This window comes from Psychrobacter sp. DM4 (assembly GCF_051307035.1).
In the GTDB taxonomy this organism is placed as follows: domain Bacteria; phylum Pseudomonadota; class Gammaproteobacteria; order Pseudomonadales; family Moraxellaceae; genus Psychrobacter.
The window spans coordinates 2,273,231-2,293,806 of the sequence record NZ_CP195536.1 but is presented as its reverse complement, the minus strand read 5'-3'; the positions used below and the strand labels follow the sequence as shown (position 1 = coordinate 2,293,806).

At 43.3% G+C, this 20,576-nt stretch carries 19 protein-coding genes; 16 read left to right on the top strand and 3 right to left on the bottom strand.

Annotated features, from left to right (window positions below; genetic code table 11):
* Positions 1-56: 56 nt before the first annotated feature.
* The 12 genes from ACR64G_RS09755 (at position 57) to lpxC (ending at position 13,369) form a co-directional block, all read left to right on the top strand.
* Positions 57-902, top strand: a complete 846-nt coding sequence (locus tag ACR64G_RS09755) for an SDR family oxidoreductase (protein WP_435979103.1) — start codon at positions 57-59, stop codon at positions 900-902.
* Between the two features lie 68 nt (positions 903-970).
* Positions 971-1,954, top strand: coding sequence for a hypothetical protein (locus ACR64G_RS09750; RefSeq protein ID WP_435979102.1), 984 nt, complete (start codon positions 971-973; stop codon positions 1,952-1,954).
* Between the two features lie 136 nt (positions 1,955-2,090).
* On the top strand, positions 2,091-2,786 hold the full coding sequence (gene pyrE / locus ACR64G_RS09745; protein WP_435979101.1) for an orotate phosphoribosyltransferase: 696 nt from the start codon (positions 2,091-2,093) through the stop codon (positions 2,784-2,786).
* A 67-nt stretch (positions 2,787-2,853) separates the two neighbouring features.
* Entirely contained in the window at positions 2,854-3,813 is a 960-nt protein-coding gene (gene gshB, locus ACR64G_RS09740) for a glutathione synthase (RefSeq protein WP_435979100.1), read from the top strand.
* 63 nt (positions 3,814-3,876) lie between these two features.
* Positions 3,877-4,317 carry a DUF2147 domain-containing protein gene (locus ACR64G_RS09735; protein ID WP_435979099.1) on the top strand — a complete coding sequence of 147 codons (441 nt, stop codon included), beginning with the start codon at positions 3,877-3,879 and terminating at the stop codon, positions 4,315-4,317.
* A gap of 244 nt (positions 4,318-4,561) precedes the next feature.
* On the top strand, positions 4,562-5,647 hold the full coding sequence (gene murG / locus ACR64G_RS09730; protein WP_435979098.1) for an undecaprenyldiphospho-muramoylpentapeptide beta-N-acetylglucosaminyltransferase: 1,086 nt from the start codon (positions 4,562-4,564) through the stop codon (positions 5,645-5,647).
* 68 nt (positions 5,648-5,715) lie between these two features.
* Entirely contained in the window at positions 5,716-7,155 is a 1,440-nt protein-coding gene (gene murC, locus ACR64G_RS09725; RefSeq protein WP_435979097.1) for a UDP-N-acetylmuramate--L-alanine ligase, read from the top strand.
* Between the two features lie 18 nt (positions 7,156-7,173).
* Positions 7,174-8,226, top strand: a complete 1,053-nt coding sequence (locus tag ACR64G_RS09720) for a D-alanine--D-alanine ligase (protein WP_435979096.1) — start codon at positions 7,174-7,176, stop codon at positions 8,224-8,226.
* Positions 8,227-8,529: 303 nt separating this feature from the next.
* Positions 8,530-9,354, top strand: a complete 825-nt coding sequence (locus tag ACR64G_RS09715; RefSeq protein ID WP_435979095.1) for a cell division protein FtsQ/DivIB — start codon at positions 8,530-8,532, stop codon at positions 9,352-9,354.
* A 136-nt stretch (positions 9,355-9,490) separates the two neighbouring features.
* Entirely contained in the window at positions 9,491-10,783 is a 1,293-nt protein-coding gene (ftsA, locus tag ACR64G_RS09710; protein ID WP_435979094.1) for a cell division protein FtsA, read from the top strand.
* Positions 10,784-10,918: 135 nt separating this feature from the next.
* A complete protein-coding gene (gene ftsZ / locus ACR64G_RS09705) occupies positions 10,919-12,115 on the top strand; it encodes a cell division protein FtsZ (RefSeq protein ID WP_435979093.1) in 1,197 nt (398 codons plus the stop codon).
* A gap of 336 nt (positions 12,116-12,451) precedes the next feature.
* Positions 12,452-13,369 carry a UDP-3-O-acyl-N-acetylglucosamine deacetylase gene (gene lpxC, locus ACR64G_RS09700; protein WP_435979092.1) on the top strand — a complete coding sequence of 306 codons (918 nt, stop codon included), beginning with the start codon at positions 12,452-12,454 and terminating at the stop codon, positions 13,367-13,369.
* A 286-nt stretch (positions 13,370-13,655) separates the two neighbouring features.
* On the opposite strand, the gene ACR64G_RS09695 is transcribed toward lpxC, so the two are convergent.
* Positions 13,656-14,159 (bottom strand): hypothetical protein, encoded by a 504-nt coding sequence (locus ACR64G_RS09695; protein WP_435979091.1) that lies wholly within the window; start codon positions 14,157-14,159, stop codon positions 13,656-13,658.
* 258 nt (positions 14,160-14,417) lie between these two features.
* On the opposite strand from ACR64G_RS09695, the gene ACR64G_RS09690 reads away from it, so the two are divergent.
* Positions 14,418-15,137 (top strand): CHAP domain-containing protein, encoded by a 720-nt coding sequence (locus ACR64G_RS09690; protein WP_435979090.1) that lies wholly within the window; start codon positions 14,418-14,420, stop codon positions 15,135-15,137.
* 99 nt (positions 15,138-15,236) lie between these two features.
* Here ACR64G_RS09690 and ACR64G_RS09685 read toward each other — a convergent pair whose 3' ends face one another.
* Both ACR64G_RS09685 and ACR64G_RS09680 read right to left on the bottom strand, forming a co-directional pair.
* Positions 15,237-15,914, bottom strand: a complete 678-nt coding sequence (locus ACR64G_RS09685) for a hypothetical protein (protein ID WP_435979089.1) — start codon at positions 15,912-15,914, stop codon at positions 15,237-15,239.
* A gap of 152 nt (positions 15,915-16,066) precedes the next feature.
* Positions 16,067-16,378: a YhbY family RNA-binding protein gene (locus ACR64G_RS09680; RefSeq protein ID WP_435979088.1), complete on the bottom strand. Its 312-nt coding sequence runs from the start codon at positions 16,376-16,378 to the stop codon at positions 16,067-16,069.
* A gap of 242 nt (positions 16,379-16,620) precedes the next feature.
* Between ACR64G_RS09680 and ACR64G_RS09675 the strand changes: the two genes are divergently transcribed.
* From ACR64G_RS09675 to folP, 3 genes are all read left to right on the top strand, one after another.
* Entirely contained in the window at positions 16,621-17,253 is a 633-nt protein-coding gene (locus tag ACR64G_RS09675) for an RlmE family RNA methyltransferase (protein WP_435979087.1), read from the top strand.
* A gap of 334 nt (positions 17,254-17,587) precedes the next feature.
* The gene (gene ftsH, locus ACR64G_RS09670) at positions 17,588-19,483 is read left to right on the top strand and encodes an ATP-dependent zinc metalloprotease FtsH (RefSeq protein WP_435979086.1); all 1,896 of its coding nucleotides are present in this window, start codon (positions 17,588-17,590) and stop codon (positions 19,481-19,483) included.
* 152 nt (positions 19,484-19,635) lie between these two features.
* Positions 19,636-20,541 (top strand): dihydropteroate synthase, encoded by a 906-nt coding sequence (folP, locus tag ACR64G_RS09665; RefSeq protein WP_435979085.1) that lies wholly within the window; start codon positions 19,636-19,638, stop codon positions 20,539-20,541.
* The last annotated feature ends 35 nt before the right edge of the window (positions 20,542-20,576 follow it).

Genomic DNA, 20,576 nt, shown 5'->3' with positions numbered 1-20,576 from the left:
TTCAACACGCCCTAGATTCGCTTTTTTATTATAAGTGTCAAAGGTAAGGATATAGTATGAGTAAGTCACATCTACTGATTATTGGACAAGGTGATATTGGTTTGCCAGTAACCAATGTGCTCGCTCGTAATGGACTATCAGTGACTGGCCTTGCCCGTAGTGCACGCGAGCATTATAATTTAGACGATAGCGCAGCATTTTTGCAAGCGGATGCCTTGACACTGAGTGCTGATCAGTTGCAAGACTTTACTCATATCGCTATTGTCGTGACTCCTGATGAGTACTCGACTAGCGGTTATCAGAACAGTTATTTAGCTATAAACAAGCATTTGGTAAGCTTAGCAGCTCAACTTCCAGAGCTTACACGCGTGGTTTTTATATCCTCGACGGGCGTTTATGGGCAAGATAATGGCGAATGGGTGGATGACACTACCGCACCCGTGACTCCTGAGCGCGAAGCGTCAAAAGTTATCTTGCAAGCAGAACAAGTATTGCAACGAGGCTTTGGTGATAGAGCACTTATTATTCGCCCAAGCGGTATTTATGGACGTAAGCGGCTCATGCGACTACGTAAAGTGCGCGAGCCACAAAAAGAAGTACTGGCAGCGCAGCACTGGAGCAATCGCATTATGGATCGCGATTTGGTGACTATCATTACCAAGGCATTGACTATTGAGATGCCAAAGCCACTGTATATAGCGACAGATTATTTGCCTGTAACGACCTTTGAGCTAAGCGTTTGGCTAAGTGAGCAAATAGGAGAGGCGCCACCTACTATTGATAAGCAAAAAACGGCAGTTACGGGGAAACGCTTACATAGCAATATTCCGTTAGCATGGCTTGATTATCCTGATTGGCAGACAGGTTATCGCGATATCTTGCAAAACGAAGGCTCTCAGTAGTAAGAACTGTCCTAATATCCTCAAAAATCTAATCGCCAGTATTTACTTTTTAAGTCTGTGGAGACACCATGACCCAACCATCTACATCTGATAAGTACTTATTCAATGCCTCGTTATCAGAGTCAGGTCAGGGCCATGAAGACAACACTGAGAAGTCCTCGTTGCCAGATAGCGAGCATCCTGCGATCGTACATCCAAATTTTGACCCCAGGCAGACGCCGATCGATCCTGCGCGTCCGCTCAATGATATTCCAGAGCCCACGCGTCAAATTAATAGCCAATTGCGCCGTTTGTATGGTAAGTCAGTACGCTTTTTTGTTCCCAACGAAAGCGCTTTATCTAAATGGAGACTGATCGGCTCTGAAGCGCTTGCTGAACATTTAGCATTGTTAGAGGCTGCAGAGCTCATCGCGCTACCTGATAGTTTTTATCATAATTATAGTGAGCAGCCTTTGTTATCGTCGCTTGAGCATATGACCTTGCTCGATATGTCTGATATTCAACGTGCGATGATTCATTACCCTGCCTTGAGTCGTTACGGTTTTGTGGCACCTTCTGCTCACACATCCAAAGTACCAGTAGTCGGCGACAAAACAGCTCTATACGATGATAAGAATAATGACAACTATGATCCTGACGAGATATTGAACAGCCTTTATGCGGATGATTGGCAAGTTATTTTACAACCACAGCAGTTTGAAACGGGCGCAGGTAACCTTGCGACGGATATTATGGCTTGTAGTGTCGCGGTTCATGCTCTACAGCAATGCTCAACGCGTAAAAGCATTAATCAGAGCTATAGCGCGGCGCAAATTTGTGAATATGTCCGTAGTTATTTGCTCAGTCAGCTGTCCATCGCACTCATGCAGCGCCATCAGTATCGTCAAATACGCCTATTTGCAGGACACATCATTGTTGCAGCTCACCACCTAGGCTGGGACATACAGGTATCTGAGGATGGGGAGTGTTATTTTAATCTCTCATCGCGCTGTTGTTTGCTGACGCGCTACGTCAATATCAATGATTACTATATCAATGGCTGGTCAAGTTAAGACTAAGTAATGTTTATCAATATCTAATAACTCACTGTTTAGTAATTTAGTACCTAATAATTCAGTACCTAGTAACAGGGTCAAAATAGCACTGTTAATGTCTACCTTTTTGCGATATTACCAATAGGAACGCTTCATGTACAATGCGCAGTCGATCTCATTTTCGTCACAAGCTTTTATTCAACTGGCTTTAGATAATCATGTCTTAAAGTTTGGTGAATTTGTACTTAAGTCTGGCCGTATTAGTCCTTACTTTTTTAATGCAGGACTGCTAGCAACTGGAGAGATGCTAGCATTGTTAGCGCGCGGTTATGCCGATGCTTTAGCCAAGCAAATGAGCGCTGTCAGTCATGACCTAGATGAGCAAGAGTTGGTTATCTTTGGCGCCGCTTATAAGGGCATTCCTTTTGTAGCCGCGACAGCACAAGCGCTATGGGAGCACCATGGTATCAATGCTAAATGGGGATACAATCGCAAAGAGGCCAAAACTCATGGCGAGGGCGGCAACCTAGTCGGCGCTGATGTCAGTGGCAAGGCGGTGTGGGTGCTTGATGATGTCATTACCGCAGGTACAGCAATGCGTGAAGTCGTTGAGATACTAGAGCAAGCAGGCGCAAGTGTTGCCGGTATTATTGTGGCTCTAGATCGTAAAGAAAAAGGCCAGAGCGAGCACTCAGCGATTCAAGAGCTTGCGGCAAATTTACAAGTACCCGTACTCGCGCTTGTGGATATCGATAACTTGATTGACTATCTAGCGGATGAACGCAGTCAAAACAAAGACGCGACTCAACTGGCAAAAATGCAGCATTATCGCGAACAGTACGGTGTCTAAATTCTGCATTCTACTATGAGCTATCTTCTCATCATTAATAAATAATACTATAAAAGTGAGCCTTATTATGAGCCAGTCGCTAAACATGCTAATTATCATGGATCCTATCGAGCGTATCAATTATAAAAAAGATACCAGTCTGGCAATGATGTGGTCAGCACAAGATCGCGGACACCGTTTAGGATACTGTCAGATTCATGATTTATGGCTAGATCGCGGCGATCTTATGGTAGATTCGCAGCCCGTTAGCGTACAGCGTGACCCTGAGAATTTTTATACTTTGGGCGACAAATCAACAGCATCTGTTAGTGAGTATGATGTGATATTAATGCGTAAAGATCCACCGTTTGATATGCGTTTTATTTATGCAACCTATATGCTCGATCATGCAAAAGCCGCAGGCGTGTTAGTCGTTAATGATCCACAAGCGGTTCGTGACTGTAATGAGAAGCTATTTGCTACTTGGTTTAGCGGTTATATGAGTCCAACCATAGTGACCAGCAAACAGGCTCATATCCGTAAGTTTATCAGCGAGCAGCAAGACGTCATCGTCAAGCCACTAGACGGTATGGGCGGCACAGGTATTTTTCGCCTGACGGCTGATAGTCCCAATATTGGGGTAACACTTGAGGTTTTGACTGAGCTTGAGACGCTACCGATTATGGCACAGCGCTATTTGCCAGAAATAAAAGAAGGCGATAAACGTGTGTTAATCGTCGATGGCGTAGTGGTTGACTTTAGCTTAGCGCGTATCCCCACCAAGGGCGAGACTCGGGGCAATCTTGCCGCAGGTGGCAGCGGGGTCGCCATGCCACTCACAGATATCGAGCGTCAGGTAGCAGAAGTGGTAGCGCCTATAGTCAAAGAAAAAGGATTGATGTTCGTGGGACTTGACTTAATTGGTGGGCGTATCACTGAGATTAATGTAACCAGTCCGACTTGTGTACGCGAGATCGATGATCAATGCGGCACAGACATCGCAACCGACTTTATTATCGCTATAGAGCATAAGCTAAATAGTAAATAACCTCTTATTTTAACGTGCTGTAAGCGAATGGCGACAGCTCGTTATTCATTATAGGAAATCTTTATGACGACACTTATCAATGCATTTTTAATCACAGCGGGATTAATAATAGCCTCTAGCGCTAATGCCGCGGATCAGTTGAACAATACAAAATGGGTGAATTTTAATAAAGAAGGTAAGCCTAACGCGGTTCTACGGTTCGTTGAGAATAACGGTAAACTCTCAGCCAAAGTTGAAAAGGTGCTCATTAATCCTAAAAACAAAACCAAGTGTGATGAATGCAAAGGCAAATACCACAACAAACCTTTGATCGGTGCTACCTTGATCTGGGATTTAGAACCGGATGCCAGTAACCCCAATGTTTATGACAACGGTACTGGCATTGACCCAAAGACAGGTATCTCTTTTTCCGGAAAAGCTAAGTTGGAAGGTAATACGCTAAAATTGCGAGGCTATAAAGGCATCACATTTTTGGGTAAAACGCATGTTCTCAAGCGTCTTTAATTGAGTTTAAGACGATTTAATTATCATCTTAAACTCAGAGCCTAGCTATTTATAGAGTGAATAAAATCAGAGGTTTGCAAGTTTATAATAAGCTTTTGAAAATAGTATCTGTCAGGGAATGATTTGATTTATACTAGCGAACTTTATTCGTTATATGTATGATTTGTTATATGCATTTAGCCACATTATCTTGTCCATGCTACGGCAACTACTTACCGATTAATAAAATAATAAAGGTAGTCTTATGAAAACACCGCACATATTGATGATGGCCGCTGGTACTGGTGGGCACGTCTTTCCAGCACTCGCTGTGAGTGAGGCGCTAACTCAGCGCGGCGCAGTGATTCATTGGTTGGGGACGCCTAGCGGTATGGAGAATGGTCTGGTCAAGCCAGTAGGCTATGATTTTCATGCTATCGACATGCAAGGGCTACGCGGTAAAGGGATTGCTCGATTATTAAAGCTGCCAGTGACTTTGTTGTCAGCAACGATGGCGACTATAAAAGTCATTAAAAGTAATCAGATTGATGTCGTCGTTGGGTTTGGCGGTTATGTCAGTGCTCCTGGCGGCATCGCTGCGCGTATGACTGGCACGCCGCTCATCATTCACGAGCAAAACGCCATAGCAGGCATGAGCAATCGCTACTTGTCTAAGATTGCTAGTAAAGTGCTCCAAGCTTTTGATAATACGTTTGCAAATAGCCAAAATGACCGTAAAATCGTAACGGTCGGCAATCCAGTACGCAATACTATTACTGGTGTTGACGCACCTTCTACTCGTTATGATGTCACTGACAAATCACCGTTACGCCTGCTTATCGTTGGTGGCTCATTAGGGGCACAAGTGCTCAATGAAAACGTGCCAAAAGCTTTGGCGTTGCTAGATAGTCCCTTTGAGGTGCGTCATCAGTGTGGCCGCAATAATGAGTCCGCTACTCTTGTAGCTTACCAGCGCGAAGATTTGAGCAATCATCAGTTTACGGTACAGCCCTTTATAGACGATATGGCGGCGGCCTACAATTGGGCTGACGTGATTGTTTGCCGAGCAGGCGCACTGACGGTCACCGAAATTCAAAACGTAGGTATTGCTGCTATTTTTGTACCGCTACCGCATGCTGTTGACGATCATCAGACGGCTAATGCCAAAACATTAACCGCGTATGATGCAGCGATTTTATTGCCGCAAATTGAGTTGACGCCGCAACGTTTGAGCGATGAGCTGGCGGTACTTAACAGGCAAGCTTGCCTGAGAATGGCACAAAAGGGACATGCACTCGCTAATCGCAGTGCCAGTCAACAAGTGACTGATATCATTTGGCAAACGCTTTAATATTTTTACCGACTATTTTTGTTTTGTTTACAAACTACTATCTTCGAGTGCTTTATTAAGAGGGATCTATGCTGACATCTACCAAAGTCCTACCCAAACGCTTAATTGAAATTCCAGAGATGCGCCGTATTCAGCATTTGCATTTTGTGGGTATTGGCGGCTCTGGCATGTGTGGTATCGCTGAAGTTATGAGTAATCAAGGCTATCAGGTCAGCGGCTCTGATATTGCTCAAAGCCCTGTGACCAAGCGTTTGCAAGATATCGGTATAGAGCTGTTTATTGGTCATGACTCCAAAAACATCGCCAATGCTGATGTTATCGTGGTGTCGTCCGCGATAGATCGTAGCAATCCTGAGATAAAAGCGGCGCTAAAAGCACGTCTGCCCGTTGTCCGCCGCGCCGATATGTTGGGCGAGCTTATGCGTTACCGTCATGGTATTGCGGTTGCAGGCGCTCATGGCAAAACCACAACGACCAGCCTTCTAACGATGATGCTAGCAGAAGGTAAGCTGGATCCAACATATGTCATCGGCGGTAAGTTAAACGCGTCTGGTAAGAACGCCGCTCTTGGTAGTAGTCGTTATTTGGTCGCTGAAGCCGACGAGTCCGATGCGTCCTTTTTGTCGTTGCATCCGATGGCCGCCATTGTGACCAATATCGATCAAGATCACATGGATACTTATGAGAATAGTTTTGATAAGTTAAAAGCTGCCTACATTCAGTTCTTACAAAATATGCCATTTTATGGCTTAGCTGTCGTCTGCGGAGATGACCCTGAACTGTACGCAATGATTGATGATATTGGTCGCCCTGTGCTCACGTTCGGTCTTGAACCTTTTAATGATGTGCAAGCTGTCGATCTAGTCGTTGAAGGAACCAAAACGCACTTTACCGTCCTGCGCCGTGATAACGAACCGCTACGTTTGACGCTCAACATCCCTGGTACGCACAACGTCTACAATGCCCTAGCAGCGATTACTATGGCCACTGATGAGGGCGTTGATGACGAAGCAATCAAACGCGCTCTACAGAAATTTGCAGGGGTAGGTCGCCGTTTTGAGCAACATGCGTCAGTGGCTATAGACAACGGCGATGTCATTTTAATAGATGACTATGGTCATCATCCAAAAGAGGTTGATGCGACCATCAAGGCGGCTCGTCAAAGCTTCCCTGAGCGTCGCTTAGTCATGTTATTTCAGCCGCACCGCTATAGCCGTACTCGCGATTGTTATGACGATTTTGTCGATGTGCTTTCCTCCGTTGATGAACTGCTATTATTAGAGGTATATTCGGCAGGGGAGAATCCAATCGCAGGCGCAGATACCAAATCCTTAGCCCGTAGCATTCGCTTGCGCGGGGAGATTGAACCGACGGTCGTGGACAAAGATAATCTCGCCCCTGTGATGCAACGGCTGCTAAAAGCAGGCGATATGCTGATCACACAAGGCGCAGGTAACGTGGGGCAAATAGCTGTAGATTTAGCAGCCAATGACTTGTATCTAAAGTAAGCGTTTTAGGAATTATATATGACTACTCATGACCAAAAAACTAGCACGCAAAAAGACAGTGCGCCAACAACTATCGATAATCCAGAATCAGCGTTATCTGAGGCTTATATAGAGCAGGACAATAATGTAGACGTGTCCAAAAACAATGTTTTAGATAAAGAAGATGCCAGTCAATTTGGCAAAGTTGCGGTGGTTTATGGTGGCAATAGCAATGAGCGCAGCGTCTCTTTAGATAGTGGTGCTGCGGTACTTTTAGCATTACAAAACCAAGGCGTTGATGCCACTCACTTTGACCCCAAAGATCAAGACATCATTGAGCTACGCAACTATGATCGTGTATTCAACGTCTTGCATGGTCGCGGCGGTGAGGATGGAATCTTACAAGGTGTGTTGCAGTGGCTGGATATACCGCAAACAGGATCAGGTGTATTAGCCTCGGCACTCGGCATGGACAAGATTCGCACCAAGCAATTGTGGCAAGGTTGTGGCCTTGCGACTGCGCCGTTCTCACTACTGACTGCTGACACTGACTGGCAGCAAGTGGTCAATATGCTAGGGCTACCGCTGATTATTAAACCTGTTCATGAAGGTTCGAGTATCGGTATGACTAAGGTGAATAATCTTGACGAGCTGCCAGCGGCTTATACTACCGCGGTCGCGTGCGGAGACGCGGTGATGGCTGAGCGCTGGATCACAGGTCGCGAATTTACTATTGTGATTATTGATGATGACGCTTATCCTGTTATTCGCTTAGAACCTGCTGACATCTCAAATTTTTACGATTTTGAGGCCAAGTACACTCGCAATGATACGGGATACTATATTCCGTGTGGCTTAAGTGATAAAGACGAACAACATTTGCAAGCTTTGAGTTTAGCCGCATTTCGCGCAGTTGATGCCAAAGGGTGGGGGCGCGTTGATGCCATGCAAGATGAAATGGGTAACTTTTGGCTACTTGAGGTCAATACAGTACCAGGTATGACCAGTCATAGCTTAGTACCTATGGCAGCCAAGGCAAAAGGTATGGATTTTGATCAGTTGTGTTGGCATATTTTAGCGCAGACTCTATAAATGGATTACAGTACTTCGCAATCATAAAATGTATAATGTATCGCCATACCTGCTATAGCACAACATTGTGTAAACTTGTGTAAATTCAGCGATGGTAATATGGGTTAAGCTATTGTTTATTAGTAAAATACGTTAATATCGTAAAAATATGATAGCCTCATTCATTTATAAGATTTTTTTATAAGTGATATAAGCATTAATTAGTTTCTCGACTGATATGACTCTACATGTAATCATCAGTTATAACTATAAAATTACTAGATTTATAAACAATACACACTAAAATTAAGGACGATGGTGAACATGGCTCAAGCTATCAACAATGCAACTGGCTTAATGAGTGATAAGACCCATGGTTCAAAATCTAATTTCCAGCTGCCTACTATTATTAGGTATTTCTTTATAGCAGCGGTTCTTGGATTACTTTTGGTGATTTTATTTATGGGCGGCAAAGCACTTCGTGATGCGCCTCCTGCCGCTATTTTTGTGAGTAGTCAGGATCTGAGTATTGCTCAACATCAGGCGTTAAAGCAGGTAATGAGCCAACAAGCCGTTAGTAGTTTTTTTACATCCGACTTGCAATCACTAAGAGACATTACTATTGGTCTGCCGTGGATAGATCAGGTCAGTGTGACACGTGATTGGCAACGCGGTATCGTCATTGAAGCTTTGCCTAAGCAGGCGGTTGCCAAATTCGGTACAGAACGTTTGGTTGATGCTAAAGGCGTCGTATTTGTGCCTGTAGATAGCAAGGATTTGCAACAAGTACAGTATGCTATGTTGCAAGGCGAGATTGCACAAGCACCAGTTATCATGCAACAAATGCAACAAATTAATGACTGGTACGCGCCGCTCGATATTCAGGTCGAAGACATTATATTGTCACCACGTATGACTTGGCTGATTCGTTTTGATAACGGTCTAAGAGTGATAGTAGACAATGAGAATACCGCACAAAAACTGCTCAATTTAAGTCAACTGCTTGGTAATCAATTAAGCGCGCAGCGTGACGATATTCAAGCTATAGATTTACGTTACAAGAACGGCTTTACACTTGCTTGGAACATGGACAAAGCGTTCGCTGAACCTTTAAGTAATGAGCCAAAAGCCGAATCAGCAGTGCCATAATTTATCAGTTTTGAGTTTATCAGCGCTTTAACGTAGTAAAGCTTGATTTGTGACGCTACAGAGATTGTAGTGTTTTTTTAATGATTTAATGGAAGCATCATTTAGTTTCCTGTCTAGCGATAATTTGTTTGGTACCATGAAAAATACAGAAAATCTGGTTGTTGTTCATCTAAGCGCCACGGCAGTATATGTCGTTATTGGCAGTGTTTATTCTGCAACAGACATCCGTATTATGGGTGTTGGTCGAGTCAAAAATAGCGATTTTTACCAAGGTAAAATAAAGCATCGTGAGCGTCTGCAAGGGGCGATCAAGCAGGCTATTCAAGAGGCAGAAGACACGGCAAACTGCCGCGTGCATAGTGTATGGCTTACACTTGCGACACCAGAGCTTGCGAGCAAAAATAGCGCAGGCAACGTAAGTGTAGAAGATGACGTTGTTAGTGCCAAGGATATGGTACAGGCGCTATCTAATGCTAAGTCTCAAGATCTATCTTCTGACTATTATTTGATGCATTGCTGTCAGCAAGGCATTTATATCGATGATCAAGAGTTTATGGTTGATGATGCTATCGAGATGGTCGCTGACAAAATCAACGTTATGTATCACATGATGATGATGCCTGTTGCCAGTCGTCAAAACATCCAAAAACTACTCCAAAGCTGTGATGTCGGTATTGATCATATCGTTTTTGATGCGGTTACCAGTGCTGAATATAGTCTCATTAAAGAAGAGCGACAGCAGGGGGTTTGTCTAGTAGATATTGGTGCTAGTACGACTAGTATTTGCGTCTATAAAGAAAATAAATTGATTTTTACGCACTGCTTGGCAACGGGTAGCCACGAAGTCACCATGGATATCTCAGCCGATTTTGGTATCTCGATGATAGATGCTGAGAGACTCAAAAAGTCTCATGGTACCGCTGATATTCATAGCTTGGATCCGAGCTCGTTTTTTACCTTTAAACCTCAAGGGCCAAACGACGATATCAATGTCAATATATACAACTTAGCTCGTATTATTGAAGCTCGTTACGTTCGAATTTTTACTGAAGTGGCTTGCCACTTGCACGAAGCAGATTTGATAGGATATATTGACCGCGGTATTGTTTTGACAGGGGGCGGTAGTGCCATTAAAGGCATGATACCGTTCGCCAAAAAACTATTAAAAATGCGAGTGGTTATGACTAACATGCACCCTGCGATCAGCGCTCACGATCATTTTGAGAATGATGAGGCCTTTAAACACATCAACACTCAAATCAATGATCGCGCTTTTCATACCGCTTTTGGTACCTTATTATATAGCCAAAGTGAGCAGTTTCGTCATAGTGAGCAAAGCGAACCTGAAGCCATTCAGCAAGCTCGAGTCAAAGGCGTGTTCCAAAGTGCAGGACAACGCTTATCTAAAGTTCTAAAAAAGATTCTTTAGTGTACTTGCTTACCCAAATATTCCGAACAGCTCATTCTTTATTTTATTTAAATACACTCATGAGTCGGTAGCACGCCAGATAAGTGCGTTGTTACATTGATGATTAGACTATATGCAACTGGAGAACCCTTTACTATGTCAAAATATACCATGCCAGACGATAGCCAAGTTCATGACAATGGACAAGCTCGATTTACCGTATTTGGCGTCGGCGGCGGCGGCGGTAATGCTGTTGAGCATATGGTGCAACAAGGTATCAGAGGGGTTACTTTTGTCTGTGCCAATACGGATAGACAAGCGCTTGATCGCTTGACGACGCCTAACAAATTACAATTGGGTGCTAAGACCAATCGCGGCCTAGGCGCAGGTGCCAATCCAGAAGTTGGACGCGAAGCTGCTGAGAGCGAAGAGGAAGCCATTCGCGAATTGCTTGAGCACTCCGATATGGTGTTCATTACTGCTGGTATGGGTGGCGGTACGGGTACGGGCGCGGCGCCAGTTGTGGCTCGTATTGCAAAAGAGCTTGAGGTTCTCACTGTTGCTGTTGTTACCACCCCATTTAAGTTCGAAGGCGGCAAGCGTATCAAAGCGGCCAAAGCTGGTATTGAGCAGTTGACTAATTTCGTTGACTCTATTATTACCATTCCAAACGACAAGCTAATGAGCGTGTACGGCAACATCTCTATGCAAGATGCCTTCAAAAAGGCTGACGATGTCCTATTACATGCGGTACAAGGTATCGCTGAGACTATCGCCAGCGAAGGTGTAATTAATATCGATTTTAATGATATTCGTACGGCTATGACGGCTAAAGGTCACGCGATGATGGGTATTGGCCGTGCCAGCGGCGACGACCGTGCCCGTCAAGCAACCGAAAAAGCGATTAGATCGCCGCTTTTGGATGATCTGTTGTTAGAAAATGCCAAAGGTTTGTTGGTCAATGTCATCTCTTCTGAATCACTATCTTTAGATGAGATGAGCAAGATCAGCGCTATTGTTGATGAAATTACTGATATCGATGATGCGCACATTTTTTATGGTTCGGTTATTGATGAGAAAATGGGTGATGATCTTCATGTGACTGTTATCGCGACAGGTCTAACGTTAGATGAAAATGCGGGTAAAGAGGCTGTCTCTGAACCGCCTGTACCTTCTGTCAACAGCACTCAATCTGTTGATCCTAGCGTGCATACTAGTGCCTTGAATAGTCAAAAACAGGCTCATACTAAAACCTACCAAGACAATACGTTACGTAGTACTGTTGCTCAAGAAGACCAAAAAACCAAAACGAACAGCATTCAAGACTATCTCAAGCGTCAGCAGAATAAATAGTTCTGATGAGAGTAGATAAAGTAATGTCATAAGTTTTTTGAAACATATAGGAAAAGAGCCAGCACTGGGTTGTTGGCTTTTTTGTGGGAGTTTATTAAGTAAATTATTAGGTCATAGAAACAATCAGACACTAATAACTTGTATCTACGAAAGCGGTAAGGCCTTGTTTATATGGGTTTTATTTAGACGCTGTTTAATAAAATAAGAAGATATACTATTGACAACAAGCGCAGCTTATCAATAGTATTGATAAATTATCATGTCTTCACTATAGCGAATAAGGGATAACTAGTGATACACTAGGGCAATTGTAACAAAATATGTGAGAGAGCAGCCATGAATCAACGAACTATAAAAGCAGTTATTGCTGTTACAGGTATCGGTCTACATAGTGGCAAACCTGTTGATTTAGAGTTTCATCCACAACCTTGTGACACAGGTATCGTGTTTGAGCGTTCAGATATTGTAGGCTCATCGCCTATTCCTGCTAGTGCTTTTTTAGTCCAAGACACCATGATGTCATCAAACCTAGTATTTGGTGGTACGCGCGTGGGTACCGTAGAACACCTACTAAGTGCTATTGCAGGACTTGGCATTGATAACCTACTGATACGTGTCTCTGACTCAGAGATTCCTATTATGGATGGTAGCGCTGCACCTTTTATAGGGTTGCTGCTACAAGCAGGTTTTCGTGAGCAAAATGAGCTTAAAAAGTTCTTAAAAATCGTACGACCCGTTAGAGTTGAGGTTGATGATAAGTGGGCAGAGCTGAAACCTTATGATGGTTTTGAGCTAAATTTTGAAATTGATTTTGATCATCCTGCTTTTGACAAAGATTATCAATATGCACAATTGGACTTTTCTACGCAAAATTTTATCGAGGAGCTGAGCTCAGCTCGTACTTTTGGTTTTTTGCGAGATATCGAGACCTTGCGTAATAACAATCTCGCTCTAGGGGGTAGCATGGACAATGCTATCGTTATCGATGATGCTCGCGTACTCAATGCTGAAGGTCTGAGGTTCAGTGATGAGTTTGTCCGTCACAAGATTTTAGATGCATTAGGTGATTTATATCTGATAGGTTATCCTATTTTAGGTCGTTTCAATGCATACAAATCAGGACATGCTCTCAATAATCTACTCGTTCGAGAGATATTATCTGACCACGATAATTTCGAAATTGTAACATTTGATGACAATGTAACCTGTCCTATCGATTATTTAACGATAAATGACTATATGGTTGAAGGATGAATACACGGATATACACGATGTATCGAAACAATTACGTAAGATTACACAAATCGGTTCACTTATAATTCGCTTTCTTATGTTCAGATTTGTATGCATATATATGGATATATCGGACACTACGTAATACCTAAGCTTAGTCGCATAAAAAACCACTTTAGAAATAAATTCGCAAATCGAATGACTTTCTAAGGTGGTTTTTTTGCTTTTGCAGATAAGAAAATTAAAGAAGTATGGCACTATAATTTTATTTTTAATTACATAACTTTACATTCTTAAAAGTGTATTTCTAGTCATTTGCTAGTCTCAAAAGTGCCATTTTGAGGTTTTCGTCTACCGTGACATGGTCTGCTGCCTGTGCTATAGTCCGCTTTGTGTTCTGGCTAAGGGCTCGGTTGGTAACGGCTTCATTTGATTTCGACGATGTTTTTACCAAATTAGATTGCTCTCTAGCATCAAAGTTATTCGTAACTACAAGACGTATATGCTCGAGTTGATTAAAGGTAACTGATTGGTCTTTTAGTACTTTTAGATATGCATTTTGTAAGTAACGCATATGGTTAGCGGCAGTGGTTGAACCCACACTAAGCGTCACTTGCTTAGCGGTTAAACCGACTACCATACAGGTATCGAGAATCTCCTCAGGTAGACAATCTACCAATAAACTCTTTATCTCATCGGTAGCCTCTGTATACAGCTGCATATTATCAGCAAGTGTTCTAGGTAGCGCGCTACCAGCAAAAGCTTGATGATCGATAAGCTTGGCAAGCCGATTAGGTTGTTTTTTTGACATTGAATTGACTCATCTTTATATGATCAAGGCGATACTTACAAAAAATTGGCTAATTGGTGTTACACATAACAATAGCAAACGATTTACGAGGCGAGAGACTACTAAGGTAATGATGCCAAGGTCCACCGCTGTAGACTAAATAGGACGCAGCTTTACTCAGGATTTTATCATGTTTAATTGATAATAATATCCTATAAATTAATTGATACTTCGTTACGGATGACGAGTAATCTTGCATTAACATAGGTAGTAAATTTTATGAAAAAAGCTTTATTGATTTTGTCGGTATTGGGTATGGGCGTAGCACAAACTAGTGGTGCTGTAGAAACGACCTTTCAACCAAACAATACTCTTAGCCAAACAATAACCAATATCTCTGCTTCATCAAACTATGGCTCTAGCCGCAATATATATAGCACCAACAGTAGCGCTCATGTCTACAGCAACGACGAAATCAGTCAAGCTATCGATAATCTAAGTGCTCATGCCAAACAAAAAGAATATCAGCTCGCCTCATTGACTAGCCGCTTATCTTATGAAAAGCAGCAAATGACCAAGGTTATAGATCGCAATTCAGCGCCTGCTATTGCTGCCGCTCGTGCTTCAAGAGCTGCATTATCTAGAAGCTCTGGTTACTGTGCCCGCTATGTGCGTAAAGCACTACAGTCTGCAGGTTATGAGTTCACGCCGAACCCGTCAGCTTATCAATACGCCTCTCGTGGCACGCTATCTAACGCAGGCTTTACTAAGATCGGTAATGATATGTCACCGCAAGTAGGCGACGTGGTTGTTTTTAATCGTACCTCAAGCCGTCCACATGGTCATATTCAGATCTTTGATGGTAACGACTGGGTATCTGATTTTCGTCAGAACAGCATTAATCCCTATAGCGGCACTCACAGCTATACCACATGGCGTGATTCAGAATATGTTGACGACGCCTCAAACCGTGGAATTTACCTTGCTATGGCTGACTAATCGCTTCGCAGTCGGGTGTTGGTAGACAGTTAAACCCAGTAATCACCGTATTACTGGGTTTTTGCTTGTAAGAAGTTTGAAGTTATAAAGATGTACTGACTAACAGTTGTTAAAGTCTAGCCAGTAGCGCTGATCATGAAAGTCAGGCGGAGTAAGATAACCGGGCGCAAAGTACAAGGGCGTACTGGCAAAATAGAGGATGACACTTAGATTAAAGCGCTCAATCGTGAGACTCTGATAATCAAAGATATCTTGTGGTAGCTGAGCCAAAGGAATAGCAAATTTACGCTGATAAGTACCTGTATTGTTAATGGCATTCATCATATTGGTTTCATGCCATATGATGTCAGCATGACCGCTAGTGGTGTCTCTTTTTAATAAAGGTATGGGCGGTAGGGTGGCAGGGTTACGGTAACTCTCAAACTTATAAAATGCGTAATGACCACTTGGACTGACGTTAATTTCGATATAGCGATTGGTTTGATCTTGATTTAGCGGAGTGCCTTTTATAAAGCATTCAAGACAAGTGCGCTCCCATAAGTAATCTTGAGAGCTGACATTTTGCGGTTGCCAGTCTAGCCAGTCTAATTGGTCGGCCAAAGTATCATCAAAAAGCCTTATTCTAAAATGCAATAAAAGACTTGGCTCTGGTTTTTGGATGATATCTACGCTAACGCAAACTTCAATCTGTTCGAGACAATCTACGCTAACGCCAATATTTTTAGCATCCGTATTTATACTGTCAGTCGCTAGAGTTAAATTAAGATTTTGAGTCATGATAAGTAAGCACTAATAGAATTTGCACTGATAAGAAAGCGTTAAATTTAAAGTGGAACGGTGAAGGTATAAAAGTCGCTTATGGTAAAGCCGCGAACAATCAGGTGCTGCGGCTTTGCTATAATCATATAAATTAAAGGCGTTAAAATGAACTACTGCGCGTGACGAGCTAAATTGGATAATTTGGGATTGGCATTGGGATTTTGACGTAGTAGCAAGGCCATACGACCAATAGTGTGAATGACCGTTGCTTTAGCAGTTGTTGCAATTTCAGTACTGACTACATCGCGATCATGTTTGTTACCTGCGGGCAATTTTATTTTAATGAGCTCATGATCATCTAAGGCGCGATTGATCTCTTCAGAGATAGCAGGGGTCACGCCATTGTTGCCGATCATAACAATAGGTTTTAGTTCATGACCGATGCCTTTTAGGCGTTTGATTGTCGCGTTGTCGAGTTCCATAATTTTCCTGTCTTTTATTAAATATGGTTAAAAAAGTTAATCAGTATTATCGTCTATAGCGCACGATTTTGCTTACTGAAAATGCTAAACTAGTACTATTAAGAGTATTATAAACGCTATAGCATTATAAAACAGGTTTTAAACTCATAGTCTTTTAGACAGTTAGGTTTTAGGATATACGAGTTGCTGCTCAAAATAAGTCAGCAGTATAGATAAGAGGCATAAAGCAATAGGAGCAAGATTTGGCTACGCGTATCGAAAACAAGACTTTGTCAAAAAGCAGCCGCGCTTGGATGAAAGAGCACTTGGACGACCATTACGTACAAAAGGCACAAAAAGAAGGCTACCGTGCGCGCGCCGCTTACAAGTTAATTGAGATCAACGACAAGACTAATCTTATCAAAAAAGGAATGACTGTCGTGGATTTGGGCTGCGCACCTGGCAGCTGGTCGCAGGTTGCAAGTCAACTGGTTGGTGAAAAAGGTACGTTGATTGCTTCAGATATTTTACCGATGGATGCTTTGCCTGATGTCACCTTCATTCAAGGAGATTTTCGGGAAGCTGAAATCTTTGACAAAATAATGTCTGAGGTCGGAGAGTATCAAGTAGATGTCGTATTGTCTGATATGGCGCCCAATACAGCGGGGAATAGTGCGGTAGATCAGCCGCGTATGATGTACTTGTGTGAGCTAGCTGTCGATTTTGCCTTATCGACGTTGCCTGATGGCGGCGCCTTAATCATGAAGGTATTTCAAGGCGCAGGTACACAAGAGCTACGTCAGCAGATGCAAAATGATTTTAGCAAAGTGCGAAGCATCAAGCCTGCAGCGTCAAGAGCCAGATCAAAAGAGATGTTTTGGATAGCGATTAAATAGACAAAGGGTTCAATGCTTTCAAATAGTAAGATAACGCAATAGTCAATGTCTACTCACCTTAAAGCTGCATGAAAACGCTACATTAGTTAACCCAATAAAAGCCGCTTTCGCTTGAATTGTACCTCTCAAAACCACATATCATGATATATTAGCTTTGTTATAAGCATTTAAGCAAAGTCGTCTAAAAAAGAATATTTTAAGGTTATTAAGTTTTGATTACTGGTTGCAAAAACAATCGATAGCAACCACATAAGACATAGATAATCAACAAGATAGCGCTTTGATGGCGTCACGTGTTTATTAAACACACCAATAAGTAAGGGATGGAGAGCTTGTGAGCGACATGGTAAAAAATACCTTATTATGGCTGGTGGTAATCGGCGTTTTGGTGCTGGTGTTTAGCGGCTTCGACCAATCGTCTGAGCCTGATAACCTTAACTACTCTGAGTTTGTGACCGCAGTGTCAGAGAATCAAGTAGCCAGTGTTGAGATTGACGGCGAGCAGATCACCGGTGAGAAAAAGAATGGTTCAACTTTTGAGACCATTAGACCAGCTGTATCTGATGAACAGCTGATGCCACTATTGCGCGAAAATCAGGTTGATGTCGAAGGTACTGCACCAAAACGTCAAAGTGTACTGATGCAGCTACTAATTGCCAGCTTCCCTATTTTGCTGATTATTGGTCTGTTCTTATTCTTTATGCGTAATATGCAAGGCGGCGCGGGCGGCAAGGGCGGTGGTCCTATGAGCTTTGGCAAATCTAAAGCCAAAATGCTAACCGAAGATCAAATCAAAGTGAATTTTACGGATGTGGCAGGCTGTGAAGAGGCAAAGGAAGAAGTCGTTGAAGTCGTTGAGTTCTTGCGTGACCCTGATAAATTTACCAAATTAGGTGCGACGATTCCACGTGGTATTTTGATGGTAGGTCCACCAGGTACGGGTAAGACGTTATTAGCTCGTGCTATTGCTGGCGAAGCCAAAGTACCGTTCTTTTCAATCTCAGGTTCTGACTTTGTTGAGATGTTTGTCGGTGTTGGTGCTTCTCGAGTTCGTGATATGTTTGAGCAAGCCAAAAAAAGCGCGCCATGTATCATCTTTATCGATGAGATTGATGCGGTCGGTCGTCATCGCGGCTCTGGTATGGGCGGTGGCAATGACGAGCGTGAGCAGACGCTCAACCAACTTTTAGTTGAGATGGATGGTTTTGAAGGTAATGAAGGCGTGATCGTGATTGCGGCTACTAACCGGGCTGATGTACTGGATAAAGCACTACTGCGCCCTGGTCGTTTTGATCGTCAGGTGCAAGTCGGCCTACCAGATATCAAAGGTCGTGAGCAAATCTTAAAGGTGCATCTACGCAAGTTGCCAAATACTGTTAGTGTTGATGCCAGCTCTTTAGCTCGCGGTACGCCAGGCTTTAGTGGGGCGCAACTTGCAAACTTAGTGAACGAAGCTGCATTATTTGCAGCACGCCGTAACAAGCGTAGCGTCGATATGAATGACTTTGAGGATGCTAAAGACAAGCTGTACATGGGTCCTGAGCGCAAGTCTATGGTCATTCGCGAAGAAGAGCGCCGTGCGACCGCTTATCACGAAGCAGGTCATGCCTTGGTGGCTGAATTATTGCCAGGTACGGATCCTGTGCACAAGGTCACAATCATGCCACGCGGTTTTGCTTTGGGGGTTACTTGGCAGTTACCTGAGCATGATCAGACGAGTATGTATAAGTCTAAGATGTTAAGCGATATCGCAATCTTGTTCGGTGGTCGTATCGCAGAAGAGGTCTTTATCGATCAGATGTCAACGGGCGCGTCTAATGACTTTGAACGGGCGACCAAAATGGCACGGGCTATGGTCACCAAGTACGGTATGTCTGATGCTCTAGGTATCATGGTCTATGAAGACGATGATCAGTCGCAAGGTTACTTTGGCGGCGGTGGTCGTACAATATCAGAAGCCACGCAGCAGAAAGTGGATGACGAAGTCCGCCGGATGTTAGAGGAGCAATACGATATAGCGCGTGAGCTTATTGAAGCCAACCAAGAAAAAATGCATGCGATGGTAGATGCACTCATGAAGTGGGAGACGGTTGATCGTGATCAGTTGCAAGATATTTTGGCAGGTGAAGATCCACGTCCACCAAAAGTTTACCAGTCTAACGAAGTGAACCTATCAAAAGATAGACCTAAGCCTGAAGGGACTACGCCGCCGCCACTACCAGCGATGTAGGTATTGACAGCTCAAGATAATCTTGGAAATACAGAAAGGCCCTTTTTATAAAGGGCTTTTTTATTGTCTTTATTTTATGAGCAAGCGTTAGTTGAAAAGACCCTTTACTGGTATGATAAATCAAAGCACTTTTTAAATTTTATGGATAAGTCATGACCTTATTTGTACCTTTGCCAGCGCATCAGATAATCAGCCGTCATAAAGTGCTAGACTTGGCTCAGCCGCATATTATGGGTATCTTAAATGTGACGCCAGATTCGTTCTCGGATGGAGGACAGTTTAATGACATTGGTAAGGCAGTTGTTCGCTGCAAAGAGATGATGGCAGCTGGCGCGAGTATCATCGATATTGGCGGTGAATCTACGCGTCCTAATGCTGAAGCGGTAGCGACTAGAGATGAAGTAGCACGTGTAGTGCCTGTTGTAAATGCTATACGTGAGCAATGCGGTGACGAGATATGGCTCTCCATTGACACCAGCAATCCAGCTGTTATAAAGGCAGCTATTAATGCTGGCGCAGATATTTGGAACGATGTCCGCGCGCTCAAACGAGAAGGCGCTGCACAAATGGCAGCAGAGCTTGATATACCTGTGATGCTCATGCATATGCGCGGTGAGCCTGCGACTATGAACACCCTAGCGCAATATGATGACGTCGTTGCAGAAGTCAGCACTGAGCTGATCACTCGTATTGATGAAGTCACACGATTGGGCGTCAAACGCAGCCATATTATCATTGATCCAGGATTTGGCTTTGCCAAAAACTACGAGCACCATTGTGCATTGTTGACCAATCTTGACAACTTACAGGCACTTGACTTACCGATGATGTTTGGAATCTCACGCAAGCGTTTTTTGGCGGAAGTGCTTAGTAAGAGTGGTGTTAGTAACGTCGCGCAGACGCAAGCTTCGGAGCGTGATACGGTGGGCACTGCGGCTGGATTATTAGCGATACAGCAAGGCGCTTGTATCATAAGGACGCACAACGTCGCAATGATGCAACACGCTATCGCTTTATGGCAGCAGCTGTCCTTATATAGTGCTCAGCACGCTGGTTAGATATTTTTTCATATAATTTTAGTATCCATTTATTT